Source organism: Brevibacillus thermoruber 423, assembly GCF_000454065.1.
Taxonomy (GTDB): Bacteria; Bacillota; Bacilli; order Brevibacillales; family Brevibacillaceae; genus Brevibacillus; species Brevibacillus thermoruber.
On the sequence record NZ_KE695654.1, the window covers coordinates 836 to 15,276 of the forward strand.

Below are 14,441 nucleotides of genomic sequence, written 5' to 3' on the forward strand. Positions count from 1 at the left end.
CCTCAGCGTCAGTTACAGACCAGAAAGCCGCCTTCGCCACTGGTGTTCCTCCACATCTCTACGCATTTCACCGCTACACGTGGAATTCCGCTTTCCTCTTCTGCACTCAAGTCGAGCAGTTTCCAATGCGTACCGGGGTTGAGCCCCGGGCTTTGACATCAGACTTACCCGACCGCCTGCGCGCGCTTTACGCCCAATAATTCCGGACAACGCTTGCCCCCTACGTATTACCGCGGCTGCTGGCACGTAGTTAGCCGGGGCTTTCTCGTCAGGTACCGTCAAGGTACCGCCCTGTTCGAACGGTACTTGTTCGTCCCTGACAACAGAACTTTACAATCCGAAGACCTTCATCGTTCACGCGGCGTTGCTCCATCAGGCTTTCGCCCATTGTGGAAAATTCCCTACTGCTGCCTCCCGTAGGAGTCTGGGCCGTGTCTCAGTCCCAGTGTGGCCGGTCACCCTCTCAGGTCGGCTACGCATCGTCGCCTTGGTAGGCCGTTACCCCACCAACTAGCTAATGCGCCGCAGGCCCATCCGCAAGTGGTAGCTTGCGCCACCTTTCCGCACCCTCTCATGCGAGAAGGTGCCCTATCCGGTATTAGCGTAAGTTTCCCTACGTTATCCCGATCTTACGGGCAGGTTGCCTACGTGTTACTCACCCGTCCGCCGCTAACCTGTTTGAAGCAAGCTTCAAACAGGTCCGCTCGACTTGCATGTATTAGGCACGCCGCCAGCGTTCGTCCTGAGCCAGGATCAAACTCTCCAATAAAGTTGAGTTGAATCGTTAGCTTCAAGAAAAAGAATTGCTAGGCTCGTTCAACGCTTTCGCTGTTCAGTTTTCAAGGAGCATTTCAGATTGGTCAGCCGCCCAGAGGCGACTTTTTTAATTTACCACATCGTTTGCTCGAAAATCAAGTGGTATTTTTTTCAGCGTCGCCGTTTTGCTTGGTTCAGCAGCGACGATTGTTAATATAGCACAGACAAAACAAACAAGTCAATAGCATTTAAAAAAATTTACTTCAATGAAAGATAGCCGATTTCACTGCCCACACCGTCCTTGCTGCCGCAAGGGACTTCCAGCACGAGCGAACGCTGGACCAGCTTCTCCAGCAGGATCTCCAGCTCCATCCCGCTGTTGGCGATCAGCGGATGTTCCAGCAGCTCCGCCAACGTCCACGCCCCCTGCTTGCTCCCCATGATCTCCAGGAGAAAGCGAACCGATTCCCTCAATTTCGAGGAAAGGAAAAACTCGATCGGCAAGAGCAGCAGCTCCATGCGCTTGTCCAGCGCTTCATCATTGACCACCAGCTCTTCGTACAGCTTGCAGACAGCGGGGTCCAACCGTTTGACCTGCGTCCAGAGCTCCGGAGCCGGCTGTTCGCCCTCCGCGAACGCAATCCATCTCGCCCAGGCGTGCAGCGTCTTGATCAACGCCAGATAGGCGTCTAGCGGCATGCCCAACTGGAGAAAGTCTTTGGTTTCCTGAAAATGGCGGAGCATGCGCGAGTATTCCCTGCACAGCATCCGCTTTTGCAGCGAATCGGACAACCGCCTCAACCGCTGAATCAACTGTTTCGTATGGTCGTCCTTGGCCCAGACCAATTCCGCCCGCTCCATCCAGGCGGCCATCTGCTCACCCAGACCGTGAACCGCGCTCTTTTCCAGCTCCCAGGCGCTGATGTGCCGCTCAACCACCATCCGGTCAGACAGCCGGTACTGTTTGACGCTCCCGTTTCCTGCAGCCTGCGTGATCACGAGGAGGTACAGGGGCTCCGCCTGAAACGGGGGGATTTTCAAATGGTCCGGCATCACCAGCACCGCTTGAACGTCCCGCCGCCGTTGCAGCAGTTTCAGATGAGCCTGGCAGTCTTCAGCCGGCGACCTCTCATTCACTTTTTTCCCCTCCTCTCCCGCAGTTTGAACTTATGGATTCTACAAGGCTTGTCCGTTTCCTGCTTGTCAACAGACAAAACCTTTCTATGCTATACTGGGAACAGGAGGAATGATAATGAAGAAAACTGACCGCCTGAGCAAGATCAAGCGCATGCGTACCTGGGGCAACTGGAGCATGGGGATCGGCATCCTGCTGATGTATTCCGGGTATGCGTTTTTTGCCGGTTACCTGGACTTTATTCCGTTCCTTGGCACATGGTTGAAGGGTTCCTACGCCTTTATGACGCTCCTGTTGATCATCGGCTTTTTGCTGACGATGGGCAGCACCGTCCTGTTCATGATTTCCGGCATGGTGTCCATGTCCGCTCCTCAAGTGGAATGCCCCTCGTGCAAAAAAGTGACGAAAATGCTGGGAAAAGAAGACGCCTGTATGTTTTGCGGGCAGCCTCTCCGGCTGGAGGACGAACAGCCGCAGCAAAACCAGACCTGACGAAAAACGACAAAAAATCCACCTGCGGCCGATTGGCGCAAGGTGGATTTTTTTCTCCGGTCAAACGTCGTCGCGGCCGGAAAGTCGCGGCCGGAAAAAACGCGTTTACTTTCGGTTCAGCCCGTCATCGATCGCCTTCCAGATCTCGGGCTGTTCGAAGCCGCGCCGCCATGAGGCTACGCCGGCCAGATTGTACTTGTGCACGAGTGCGACCCGCTTTTGCATGGACGTGACGTCTTCCAGCCACATCTTGTAGACGGCTCCATCGGCAGGGTCCTCATAGCGGACAAACAATTGTCCCGCGTCTTCGTCAAGCGCGGGAGTCAGCTTGCGCTCCCGCATCCATTCCGCGGCCCCGGCCATCGACAGCGCTTTGGATGTGACCTTGACGCTGCCGTCCGGCTGCTTCACTTCTTTCCACAACCGGGTGTAAAACGGCACACCCAGCAGCAGTTTCTCGGCCGGCACCTCTTCCAGAACGCCCTGCAGCCCTCTCTCCGTCCACGGCAGGGAAGCGACGGAGCCCGCTTTCGGACTGGACGCCCAGTGCTCGTCATAAGTCATCACCGCGATGTAGTCCACGACCTCGGCCAGTGCCGCCCGGTCGTAAAAACGGGACCATCTGTCGCTGTCCGATTTGATCGTGACGTCCATGGACACGGTCAGTCCCAGCTCGTGCAGGTACGGAGTCATCTCGCGGACGAATTGGACGAGCCGCTCCTTGTCCTCCACATAGACGTTTTCGAAATCGATGTTGATGCCGTCCAGATCGTACAGATGGGCGTAGTGCACGATCTGCGCAATCAGGTTTTCCCGCTTGTCGTAGCTGCCCAATACGGCCTGGGTCCAGTCGGGGTTGAACCCGTTCGTCACCACTCCCCAGACCTGGTATCCGCGCTTGTGGGCCCACTGCACGTAACCGGGATCCGCCTTGTTGAGCAGCGTGCCTTTGCCGTCCTTCAGCTCAAACCAGGTGGGGGAGACGACGTTCACACCCGGCATGGGACCAATTTTCGCAACGTCGGGATTGCGGTTGACCACGTGTTCCCAGGTCATGTTGATCTTTTTCCCCAACGGCTTCCACACGGTCGGCTGCTCCCGGACCGGCTGGTCGAGACTGACCTTGCGCACCTCGGTCAGCGATACCGCCTCTCTCGGCAGGTAGCCGGCGATCCCTTTGGAGGACAGAACGCGGTACCACTTATCCGTTTCGCCCAAAATATCGACGGCCTCGCCATTGGGCAGCTCGGCCACATAGGGGGAACGGTGCGTCGCCTCCAGGCGCAGGCGCACCGGATCGTCCCCGCTGACGACGCTCCCCTGCTGCACGGCGTACCCTTCCTTTTCCACCCGCAGCACCCCGGTGTCGGGATTGCGGCTGAACGAGTAGCGGTACAGTTTTTCCAGAGGCTCGAGCGGAATGTAGCGGGTGCCGTTCACTTCCTTGACGGGCACCTGCAGGGAAACCGGCCGTTTGTTCAGGTGCGCGACCAGCTCCCCGCTCTGCATGCGCAGCACCTTGTCCCTGGTGGTCACGATCACTGATCGGGTCGGCTCGTCCCAATAGATCGCGGGATCGAGGTGTTCCTTGAGAAATTCAAACGGCAGCAGCACCTGCTCCGCTTCCAGCAGATACGGCTTGTCGTACAGGCTGCCCTGCCAAACGATCGCCTGCCGGCTGCCTCCGTACGGCTCGACGTGTTCATTGGACGGTTTGACCATCAAATACCAGTACGCCGCGGCGGCGATTGCCACCAGCAGCAGAAGCATCGGGGTCACGCGCTTTCGCTGGCGCTTGAATCGAGGGCGAGGGGCCATTCCCACTTCCAGACTCACAGATTCGCTCTCCTTGCACACGGTCCGCCGGCCCAAAAGAGACCGGCAACCCGGTAGTTTCCACTTTTTTGATCATATGGCATTGTCGGTCGATTCACAACCTTTTGTCTGCAGGAACATGTTGGGAAACCGTTCCCTTCCAGAAAGACGAAGCAGACGAAAAAAGGTTACACCGGCAGAAAAAAAACACCTTCTCTCCAACAGGAACAGCCGGTTGAAGCAGAAGGTGTTGATCCGGGGCGCACGCCGCTCAATGGGTTTTCTTTTGGCACTCTTCGCAAACGCCGTAGATCTCCATGCGGTGCCCGGTCACGCGGAACCCGACCGACTCGGCCGCCGATTCCTCCACGTCCCGCAGGTACGGGAAGTGGAAATCGCGGATGGCTCCGCACTCCGTACAGATGGCGTGGTAATGGTCTTCCTCCACGTTGGCGTCAAAGCGGCTGGACGCGTCCCCGTAGGTCAGCTCGCGAACCAGGCCCGCCTCCTTGAACACGCGCAGATTGTTGTAAACCGTCGCCACGCTCATGTTGGGAAACTTGCCCTCCAGAGCCTTGTATATCTCGTCAGCCGTCGGATGCGTCATGCTGTCCAACAGATAGGAGAGGATGGCATGACGCTGAGGTGTCATACGTACCCCGGTATTTTTCAGGATTTCAACAGCTTTTTCCACTCGCTGTGACATTGTGTTACACCCCACAGTCTTTCGCAAGACAAACGAACAAGCGTTTCTTGTTTGTGATTGATTAGAATTACTTTAAATAAGTGTACGTCTAGTCGGCGAAAGCTGTCAATATCCCTTCCGCTGAAAAAGGGAATGTGAGGGGCCTCCGTCCATCATTTGGCCGCGATCCGCTTTTCCGTTTTCTTTTTCGCTGCCGTGGATGTTGACCGCGATTTCTTCGCCTCTGTCTGGGCATACCTGCACATCTCCCGCAGCGGACAGGAGCCGCACTGGGGATTGCGCGCGGCGCACACCCGACGTCCGTGCCAGATCAGCCAGTGATGGGCGTCGGACCACTTCTCCCGCGGAATCCGCTTCATCAACTGCCGCTCCACTTCGTCCACGTTGTCGCTTTTCGCCAGCCCCAGCCGGTTGGCCACGCGGAAGACGTGCGTATCGACTGCGATGGCCGGCACGCCAAACGCGTTGGAGAGGACGACGTTGGCCGTCTTGCGCCCGACGCCCGGCAGCGCCTCCAGCTCCGCATGGGTTTGCGGCACTTCGCCGTTGTACTTCTCGTAGAGGATGCGGCAGGTCTCCAGGATGTTTTTGCTCTTATTTTTATACAAACCCAGCCCTTTTATATGCTCTTCCAGCTCTTCCTGCGTCAAATGGATGAAATGCTCCGGCTTGTTGAACTTTTGGAACAGGGGGCCGGTGATTTCGTTTACCCGTTTGTCCGTGCACTGCGCCGAGAGAATCGTGGCGATCAAGAGTTCGAACGGCGTTGTGTAGTTCAGCTCGCAGTGAGCGTCCGGGTACATCTGATAGAGGGTATCGAGAATTTGGTCGACAGGTACTTTTCGTTGCGCCATTGGTATGTCCCCCTTTCCTCTTCATTATACGTCCGCCGTCAACCCGTCATCCTGTCCTTAGAAAAACGCGGCAGTCGATGGCAGGGCCGGACCAACCCGGTGTAGAATACCATTGGAAGAATGTTACAGGGGGAAGGTGATGCGGGTGAAGGTATTTCTCACGGGTGCCACCGGTTTTGTGGGAAAAGGCGTGCTGTCCAGGCTGACGGCAGCCGGCCACGAGGTCACCTGTCTGGTCCGTCCCGGTTCGGAGGCGAAGCTCGCGCGGGCGGAGGCGCACACAGCGCAGGTCACTCCGGCGCCGGGAGACTTGTTCGACCCGGATTCGCTTCGGCGGGCGATGGAAGGCTCTGAAGCGGTGATCCATCTGGTCGGCATTATCCGGGAACAGCCTCAAAAGGGCGTGACGTTTTCCCGCATCCACGTCGAGGGTACGCGAAATGTGCTGCAGGCGGCCGCACAGGCCGGCGTCCGCCGCTTCGTCCAGATGAGTGCGCTGGGAGCGCGAGCCGGTGCCGCCAGCGCCTATCACCGGACCAAGCACGAAGCCGAGGAACTGGTCAGAGCGAGCGGCATCCCGTACGTGATCTTTCGCCCGTCGGTCATCTTCGGGCCGGGAGACGAGTTTGTGAACATGCTGGCCCATTTGGTCAGGCTTCCCGTCACCCCCGTCATCGGCGACGGTTCCTACCCGCTGCAGCCCGTCGCCCGCGAGACGGTAGCCGACGTCTTTGAACAGGCGCTGACGCGCGAGAGCGTCACCGGCCAAACGTTTGAAGTGGGAGGTCCCGCGCCTCTCAGCTACAGCGAGATTTTGGACGCCATCGGAGAGGTGATCGGCAAACGGCCCGTCCGCAAGCTGCACATCCCGGTGGGGCTGATGAAGCCGGTCGTCACGCTGATGGAAGGCTTCTCCTTTTTCCCGATTACCCATACGCAGCTCACCATGCTGCTCGAGGGCAACGCCTGCTCCGACACGGAAGCCCTGTACAGCGCGTTTGACACGCCCAAAATCCCGTTTCGACAAGGAATTGCCCAGTATGTCCGATGACCGGAACAACCCCCGATCACGCATCAGGGGTTGTTCTGCCTTTCAGCGAATCTCCCGGATGCCTTTGCCACCGCGGTACGCGTGCAGGGTCCGAACCTCGCCAACGGCAGCGAAGCCGTACCGGCGGTAAACGCGCTCCACGCGATCATTGATCGGGAAGACCAAAAGCCGGGCACCGCCCGTCTCCAAAAACCGCTCCTGGGCATGGCGCAGCAGATGGCCGATCAAGCCGCGGCCGCGGAATGCAGGCAGGGTAGCCACGTTTTCCACCCGCATGTACTCCCCGGCGCGAAGCAGGCAGAGCGAGCTGGCCGGTTCGCCGTCGACACGCAGCAGGTAATGCGCAAAATCGGGATGGGCAAACTCCATGGCAAACGCCTTCTCCCTGACGTCGCGGCCGCCCAGCTCCGGAATCGACTCGACGATGAGGCAGTCGTCGTAATTGGCCGCCGTCACCGGTTCGATCGCAATCCCTTCCATCGGCCGCACGTCAGCCAAGCCCCCCTGCCACAACTGCATGGGCGCAGGCAGCGATTCCGTCTGAAAGCCGTGCCGCTCCAACGCCGAAATCAGCGGCTGCTTGTCCTCCGGCGCGTACACGTACAAGCGGGGAATGATGCCGCGCTGCGAAAAAAACGCAGTGGTCTCACGGACAATCGCTTCCGCTTCGGCTTCCCCGGCGACCGGTCGGAACACATGGGCGTGATTGGCATCGTAGTGCATGGGATTTTCTTCGTTGACAAACAGCAGCCCCCAGGAACGGGCCTCCATTCGGGAGAACGCCCGCTTGTACGCGATGTCCGTCTGTTCCGCAATCGACAGGATTTCAGCCTGAGAGAGGACAGCCACTCTGGGTCACCTTCCTTCTTTCATGATGGGAAAACGGCGGACACGGCGCAGCAGATGGCCGATTGGCTGCGACGCGCTCCGTCTCCAGGTTGTGCTCAGCGTAAGCAGCGAGACTACCGTCAAGGGTTTGGTCGTCTAAACGTCCGCCGGTTCGACGGCATATTCCTCGCGAGTAGATAATAATTTCGAAAAATTAAGTTTCTTCTCGGCAAGTTGAAACCTCGTGATCCTGCCTTTGCCCGGATTGCTCCCTATCGGTTCAGGGGCATGGCCGGACCGGCCGCTCCTGTTCAACCAGCGGCCGGCGACCGGGCCTTGGCACTCACGGCAAACAAGCTGCTCAGGCGCTGACTGCCCCCTGCCTTCTGCCTTCTACCTTCTGCCTTTTACTGATGCCCGTGCTACACGGTCAATCCGTTCCCTGTTCGTGCAGATGCTGCTCCGCCCGGCCCGTTTCCCGGTTGACCCAGCGGGCGACGACAAACAGGTAATCGGAGAGACGGTTCAAATACTTGACCACCGCGCCGTTCACCTGCTCCTGACGGCTGACCAGCACCGCCTTGCGCTCCGCTCTCCTCACTACCGTCCGCGCCACGTGAAAAGCGGCCGCAGCGGGGTGGCCGCCGGGCAGGATAAAGTTGGAGAGCGGCGGCAGGGTCGCGTCCAGCTTGTCGATCTCTTCTTCCAAAAACTGAACATCCTCGTCGCGGATCGGCCAGCCCACCGGTTTTCCTTCCGGCGTCGCCAGCTCCGCTCCGATGTGGAAGAGCTTGGTCTGCACGACGTGAAACACGCCCCGCAGTTCGTTCCAGGCTTCCCCGTCAGGCAGCAGCGACAGAGCCAGCCCGATGGCGGAGTTGGCCTCGTCGCACGTGCCGTACGCCTCCACCCGGTCGGCGTGCTTGGGAACGCGCACGCCGGATACCAGGGACGTTTCCCCTTTGTCGCCCGATTTGGTATAGATTTTCACAAACAGCCCCCCATTCCCGTTATTTCCCTGGAAATCGACAACACGCTGCTTTTCGACGCGCCGCCGGTTCACATGGCTTCGGCCACCACAATCAGCTCGGTGCTGGCGGCGTCAAACGGCGCCTTGGCAAACGAGCCGAACCGCTGCGTCACTTTCAACCCGTTGAGCCGCAGCAGGTGGTGCAGCTCCGCCGGAAAGATGTAGCGCAGCGTAAAGCGGCCCGTCACCCGCTCCGTCACCACTCCTTCCGGGGAGATCCGCTCGTAGGTCCGGGTCACCTCGGCCAACTGCTGAAAGTGGTCGTAGCGGGTGTAATCCCACATCGCGATCTCTTCGCCCGACTCCAGCCGATAGGTCCCGCGCAGGGACATTTTTTCGCTCTCCTCGTAGAGATGGGCGATTTTCGGGACGAACACGTTCATCACGAACTTCCCGCCCGGCGCCAGGTGACGGCGGATGCAGGAGAGGGCCTTCATCTGCTCATGGATGTGCAGCAGGTGCAAAAACGAGCGAAACGGAATCATCACCAGCGAAAAGGTTTTGCCCAGATCAAACGCCCGCATGTCTCCCTGCACAAACGTAAGCCGTCCCGACACTCCGCGCTCGTCCGCCTTTTTCCGGGCCCGCTCCAGCATCTCGACCGACAGGTCCAGCCCGGTGACGCTCACCCCCGCCTCTGCCAGCGGAATGGCGATGCGTCCGGTACCGCAGGCGAGATCCAGTACCTCACCTCCGGCAGCGCGGGCCATCTCCAGGTAAAATTCGACGTCTCCCGGCAGGCCGCGCTGCGTCACATCGTAATACTCCGCCCAACGATACATGTCGCTCATGATCTCTTCACCTACGCCTGCATGACTTCCGAATGGAGGTAGGCCAGCACCAGCTTGGCCGTGTTTTCCAGGGCCTCCTTGTGCGTCCGCTCGTGGGAGTGGGACGCGTCCACGCCGGGCCCGATCAATCCATGCACGATGTCGTATCCGGCCCGGAGCGCGGCGCTGGCGTCGGAGCCGTAGTACGGGTAAATGTCCACCTGGTAGTTCAACCCATGCTCCTCGGCCAGCTTCACCAGGTGTTTGCGCAGTCCGTAGTGGTACGGGCCGGACGAGTCTTTGGCGCATATGGAGACGCAGTATTCGTCCGTGGTCTGGCCGACGCCGATCGCTCCCATGTCCACCGCCAGATACTCCACCACCCGTTCCGGCACGCTGGCGTTGCCGCCGTAGCCGATCTCCTCGTTGTTGCTGATGAGAAAATGGGTCGTGTACGGCAGCGTGGCTCCGCTCTCCCGCAGGTGTTTCAGCACGCCGAACAGAATGGCCACGCTGGCCTTGTCGTCGATGTGGCGGGATTTGATAAACCCGCTCTCGGTAACGGTCACCCGCGGGTCAAACGAAACGAAGTCACCGACGCGAATACCCAGCGCCAGCACGTCTTCCCTGCTGTTTACCTTTTCGTCCAGCCGCACTTCCATGTTATGCTCGGTGCGCTCCATTTTGCCCGCTTCCCGGCCGTAGACATGGACCGACGCCTTTGTCGAGAGGATCGTGCCGGTAATGATCCGGCCGCTGTCCGTCTCGACCATGCAGTGCTCGCCCTCCACCGCGTTCCACTCGAAACCGCCGATCAGGGCCAGTTTCAGCCGGCCGTTCTCCTTGATCTCCTTCACCATCGCGCCCAGCGTGTCCACGTGGGCCGTCAGCAGCCGCTGCTTGTCGTCGTTGCTGCCGGGCAGGGTAGCCAGCACCGCTCCCTTGTTGGTGCGCACATAGCCGATGCCCAATCGGGTCAGTTCTCCTTCCACCAGGGCCATCACTTTGGCGGTATTGCCGGAAGGACTGGGCGTGTTGGCCAGACGGCAAAACATCTCCACCATGTAGTCGGTCGATACGGTCATTGTGTTTCCCCCAATCGCTTGCGTTATATGCTGCAGCATCCTCGTAAAAGAACCTTCCTCGCCGAGTGAGCCCGACAGAAGGCTGTTCCTATTGCTGCTGCAGTTCCCTGATCGTTTGCAGAACTTCCTCGACGTGCCCCTTCACCTTTACCTTGGGCCACGCCTTGACGATCGTGCCTTCCGGGTCGATGAGAAACGTGGAGCGTTCAATGCCCATGTATTCCCGTCCGTACATCTTTTTCAGCACCCAGACGCCGTACGCCTCCGCCACCTGATGATCCGGGTCGGCCAGCAGCGGAAACGGCAGCTCGTGCTTGGCGGCAAACTTGTCATGCGATTTGACATCGTCGGGGCTGATGCCGAGCACGACCGTGTTCAGCTTGGCAAACTCCGGGTGATAGTCGCGAAAATCGCACGCTTCCGTCGTGCAGCCTGGGGTCATGTCCTTGGGATAAAAGTACAGCACCACGTATTGGCCGCGAAAATCCTGGAGAGAAATCGTCCGGTTGCTGTTCGCCTGCAGGGTAAAATCAGGCGCCGCTTGTCCCACTGCTACCATCGTTGGATCCCTACTTTCCGCTTCGATTTTCTGCTTGACATACCTGTCTCATTTTACCACAAAGCGGCAGACCACTTCATCCGCTTACACGTTGCGCTTTTGGAGAGAAAACGATAGAATGAATGGATAGTAAATTCGTAAAGAATAAAGAATTATAAAAAATTTGGCGTAGTTGCTGGATGGTGAATCAATCATGAAAGAGTTTTTTCAGGTAACCGAACCGGAAGCCCTTAAATCTCTTGCCATACCGGAGCGTGTAAAAATTTTGGAACTGTTTGAAGACCTGGAGCCGCGCACGGCGAAGCAGATCGCGACCGAGCTGGGCGAAAACGCCGCCCGCCTGCATTACCACGTGAAGGAGCTGGTCCGTGTCGGTCTCTTGGAACAGGTGGACACCCGGGTCAAAGGCTCGATTGTGGAGAAGTACTATCAGCCGGTGGCCAAGGTGATCCAGGTCAAGCTGCAGTTGATGATCGAAGAAAACGCGCAGCAGTTGAGCGACATCATGTTTACGCCGTTCCGCACCACGGAGCGGGATTTGATGCGGACGCTCAACCGGTTTGTGGCGAGCGATGTGGACGTGCGCAAAGAGTACAAGGACACGTTCGCATTTAATTTAACTGAATTTTATTTAAATCAAGAAGAACGGAATCAACTGGTGGACGAGATCAGCGAACTGCTGCAAAAGTACAAGGGGCTGAAAAACGAAAACGGCCGCCGCAAGTTCAAGTTCTTTGACGTGCTGTTTCCGCTGACGCCCCCCGATCCGGCCGAAGACGAGGGCGACGCGTTTGAGGACAGCGACGAATAACGGCTCCGCCTGACGCATAGGAATGACTGACACACGAAAACCATCCCGCGCGATGGTTTTCGCCATGTTTCCGGCAAGGGAGGCTTGCGATGCGCACCATCCTGTTTGATTTTGACGGCACCGTCGCGGATACGCTGCCGCTGATTTTCACAGCGTTTCGCTCGACGTTTCAGCAGTTTCTCCACCGCCGCTACGCGGACGAGGAGATCGTCGCCATGTTCGGACCGACGGAGACCGGCATCCTGCAGGCGATGATCCCGCCAGACCAGGTGGAACAGGCTCTCGACCACTTTTTTCGGGTCTACGCGGAAGGGCACCGGCACGTGCACAATCCGGCGGAGATCGCGCTGATGCTGGACCGACTGCGCGAGACCGGCATCGTCATGGGCATTGTCACCGGAAAAGGGCGGCGCAGCGCCGACATTTCCCTTCAGGCGTGGGGGCTGGCCCGCTACTTTGACGTGGTGATCACCGGAGACGACGTGTCCAGGCCAAAACCCGACCCCGAAGGCATTCTGGCCGCGATGGAACGGCTGGGAGCACGCGCCGAACAAACGCTGTACGTGGGGGACAGCGACGCCGACGTTCTTGCGGGTCGGGCCGCCGCCCTGGTCACGGTCGGCGTCGACTGGCTGCCTGTCACACAAAAAGCGGGCCGTTTCCAGCCCGAACCGGATTACTTGTTTACCGACCCCGGGGCCTTTGCCGATTGGGTCCTGGGCGAGCAAAAGCCGCAGTAACGAAAAGCGGGCACCCGATATGCGCGGGTGCCCCTTTTGTTTTCGCCCCGCCAGCCGAAGGGCGGTTTAATAGGCGCGGGCGAACCAGACGGTATGCTTGGCTTCCCCGCCGCAGGCGATGCAGGTATGCTTGACTGTCGGCGGCTCAAACGGAATGTTGCGGGAGGTGAACTTGGTCTCCTCCTTCACTTTCGCTTCGCAGGCGTCGTCGCCGCACCAGCCGGCCAGCACCCAGCCGGCGATGCTTTTTTCGCTTTCCGCCTTGGCGATGTGCGCCTTCAGCGCATCGAGGGTGTCGATGTCCAGATGGGAGTGGGCGGTTCGGAACGCCAGCGCCTTTTCAAACATGTTCCGCTGAATCTCTTCCAGCAGGTCGGCGACCGCTTCCACCGCCCGGTCCAGGGAGACCGTCACCTTCTCGCCGGTATCGCGACGGGCCAGGACCACCTGTCCGTTGTCCACATCGCGCGGACCGATCTCCAGGCGAATCGGCACGCCGCGCATTTCCCACTCGTTGAACTTCCAGCCCGGCGTCTCTTCGCGCAGGTCCGCCTTCACCCTCACGCCCGCCGCTTTCAGGGCGTCGAACAGCGGATCGAACTTCTCCATCACCTTTTCCCGCAGCTTGACCGGACCGACCGGGATCATCACGACCTGGGTCGGAGCCACGCGCGGCGGCAGCGCCAGCCCGCGGTCGTCGCCGTGAACCATGATCATCGAACCGATCAGGCGGGTGGACGTCCCCCACGAGGTGGTATGGACGTACTTGAACTGGTTGTCCCTGTCGAGAAACTTGATGTCAAAGCCTCTGGCAAAGTTCTCGCCCAGGTAGTGCGAGGTGCCGGCCTGAACGGCTTTGCCGTCCTTCATCATCGCTTCGATGGAATACGTGTCGACCGCGCCGGCAAAGCGTTCGGTCGGCGTCTTCTGCCCTTTCCAGACGGGAATGGCCAGCTCCTGTTCGACCACCTCGCTGTAGATGTCCAGCATCTGCATCGTTTCCTGCCGCGCTTCCTCCTCGGTGGCGTGGGCGGTATGCCCCTCCTGCCAGAGAAATTCGGACGTGCGCAGGAACGGCATTGTCCGCTTTTCCCAGCGGAAGACGTTGGCCCACTGGTTGATCAGCACCGGCAGGTCGCGATAGCTCTGAATCCACTGGCTGTACATGTGGCCGATGATCGTCTCGGACGTCGGCCGCAGCGCGAGCCGCTCTTCCAGCTTTTCGCCGCCCGCTTCGGTCACCCAGGGCAGCTCCGGATTAAAGCCTTCCACGTGCTCCTTCTCTTTTTGGAAAAACGACTCGGGAATCAGCATCGGAAAATAGGCGTTGCGGTGGCCGGTCTCCTTGAACCGCTTGTCCATCGCCGCCTGGATCCGCTCCCACAGCTCGAAGCCGTCCGGCTTGAACACGATGCAGCCGCGGACCGGGGTGTAATCCATCAGATCCGCCTTGGTAATCGTGTCGATGTACCAGCGCGAAAAGTCCTCCGACTGCGGGGTAATCTCCTTTACAAACGCTTTTTCGTCTGCCATGTGACACACTCCTCGTAAAAAAATAAACCCCCATCCCAATAGGGACGGGGGAATTACCCGCGGTACCACCCTGATTGACCGCAACGGCGTGCTGCGGCCCACTCAATGCCCGATAACGGCAGGGCATCCGGCATGGCTCATCGCCAGCGGCTCCAGGATGGGGAGCAGATACGCCTGTGCATCGGCCTTCCAGACAAGGGCCGACTCTCTGGAACACGGCCAGTACCTGCGGGTCCTTTCATTGCCTTTGGTTAGGCACTATCATAGCAAGCCAAG

At 59.0% G+C, this 14,441-nt stretch carries 14 protein-coding genes and 1 rRNA gene (1 of these 15 cut by a window edge); 4 read left to right on the forward strand and 11 right to left on the reverse strand.

The window, feature by feature from the left end:
• Both M516_RS0119365 and M516_RS0119370 read right to left on the reverse strand, forming a co-directional pair.
• Window positions 1-769, reverse strand: a 16S ribosomal RNA gene (locus tag M516_RS0119365); it reaches 676 nt to the left of the window's first position.
• A 245-nt stretch (window positions 770-1,014) separates the two neighbouring features.
• The gene (locus M516_RS0119370; RefSeq protein WP_029100584.1) at window positions 1,015-1,893 is read right to left on the reverse strand and encodes a hypothetical protein; all 879 of its coding nucleotides are present in this window, start codon (window positions 1,891-1,893) and stop codon (window positions 1,015-1,017) included.
• A gap of 115 nt (window positions 1,894-2,008) precedes the next feature.
• On the opposite strand from M516_RS0119370, the gene M516_RS0119375 reads away from it, so the two are divergent.
• On the forward strand, window positions 2,009-2,383 hold the full coding sequence (locus M516_RS0119375) for a YgzB family protein (protein WP_029100585.1): 375 nt from the start codon (window positions 2,009-2,011) through the stop codon (window positions 2,381-2,383).
• Window positions 2,384-2,488: 105 nt separating this feature from the next.
• On the opposite strand, the gene M516_RS0119380 is transcribed toward M516_RS0119375, so the two are convergent.
• The 3 genes from M516_RS0119380 to nth form a co-directional block, all read right to left on the reverse strand.
• A complete protein-coding gene (locus M516_RS0119380; RefSeq protein ID WP_029100586.1) occupies window positions 2,489-4,219 on the reverse strand; it encodes a glycosyl hydrolase family 18 protein in 1,731 nt (576 codons plus the stop codon).
• 250 nt (window positions 4,220-4,469) lie between these two features.
• The gene (gene perR / locus M516_RS0119385) at window positions 4,470-4,904 is read right to left on the reverse strand and encodes a peroxide-responsive transcriptional repressor PerR (protein ID WP_029100587.1); all 435 of its coding nucleotides are present in this window, start codon (window positions 4,902-4,904) and stop codon (window positions 4,470-4,472) included.
• Window positions 4,905-5,056: 152 nt separating this feature from the next.
• Window positions 5,057-5,758: an endonuclease III gene (gene nth / locus M516_RS0119390; protein ID WP_029100588.1), complete on the reverse strand. Its 702-nt coding sequence runs from the start codon at window positions 5,756-5,758 to the stop codon at window positions 5,057-5,059.
• A gap of 145 nt (window positions 5,759-5,903) precedes the next feature.
• Between nth and M516_RS0119395 the strand changes: the two genes are divergently transcribed.
• Window positions 5,904-6,809, forward strand: a complete 906-nt coding sequence (locus M516_RS0119395) for a complex I NDUFA9 subunit family protein (protein WP_029100589.1) — start codon at window positions 5,904-5,906, stop codon at window positions 6,807-6,809.
• A 42-nt stretch (window positions 6,810-6,851) separates the two neighbouring features.
• On the opposite strand, the gene M516_RS0119400 is transcribed toward M516_RS0119395, so the two are convergent.
• From M516_RS0119400 to bcp, 5 genes are all read right to left on the reverse strand, one after another.
• Window positions 6,852-7,658: a GNAT family N-acetyltransferase gene (locus M516_RS0119400; RefSeq protein WP_051188308.1), complete on the reverse strand. Its 807-nt coding sequence runs from the start codon at window positions 7,656-7,658 to the stop codon at window positions 6,852-6,854.
• A gap of 409 nt (window positions 7,659-8,067) precedes the next feature.
• Window positions 8,068-8,628: a cob(I)yrinic acid a,c-diamide adenosyltransferase gene (locus M516_RS0119405; RefSeq protein ID WP_029100591.1), complete on the reverse strand. Its 561-nt coding sequence runs from the start codon at window positions 8,626-8,628 to the stop codon at window positions 8,068-8,070.
• Window positions 8,629-8,696: 68 nt separating this feature from the next.
• Complete coding sequence (locus M516_RS0119410) at window positions 8,697-9,458, reverse strand: class I SAM-dependent methyltransferase (RefSeq protein ID WP_029100592.1); 762 nt, start codon at window positions 9,456-9,458, stop codon at window positions 8,697-8,699.
• Between the two features lie 11 nt (window positions 9,459-9,469).
• Window positions 9,470-10,522 (reverse strand): M42 family metallopeptidase, encoded by a 1,053-nt coding sequence (locus M516_RS0119415; RefSeq protein ID WP_029100593.1) that lies wholly within the window; start codon window positions 10,520-10,522, stop codon window positions 9,470-9,472.
• Between the two features lie 88 nt (window positions 10,523-10,610).
• Window positions 10,611-11,081, reverse strand: a complete 471-nt coding sequence (gene bcp, locus M516_RS0119420; RefSeq protein WP_029100594.1) for a thioredoxin-dependent thiol peroxidase — start codon at window positions 11,079-11,081, stop codon at window positions 10,611-10,613.
• Window positions 11,082-11,274: 193 nt separating this feature from the next.
• Between bcp and M516_RS0119425 the strand changes: the two genes are divergently transcribed.
• Complete coding sequence (locus M516_RS0119425; RefSeq protein ID WP_029100595.1) at window positions 11,275-11,892, forward strand: winged helix-turn-helix domain-containing protein; 618 nt, start codon at window positions 11,275-11,277, stop codon at window positions 11,890-11,892.
• A gap of 89 nt (window positions 11,893-11,981) precedes the next feature.
• Complete coding sequence (locus M516_RS0119430) at window positions 11,982-12,632, forward strand: HAD family hydrolase (protein ID WP_029100596.1); 651 nt, start codon at window positions 11,982-11,984, stop codon at window positions 12,630-12,632.
• Between the two features lie 66 nt (window positions 12,633-12,698).
• On the opposite strand, the gene proS is transcribed toward M516_RS0119430, so the two are convergent.
• Window positions 12,699-14,165: a proline--tRNA ligase gene (gene proS, locus M516_RS0119435; RefSeq protein ID WP_029100597.1), complete on the reverse strand. Its 1,467-nt coding sequence runs from the start codon at window positions 14,163-14,165 to the stop codon at window positions 12,699-12,701.
• Window positions 14,166-14,441: the final 276 nt, after the last annotated feature.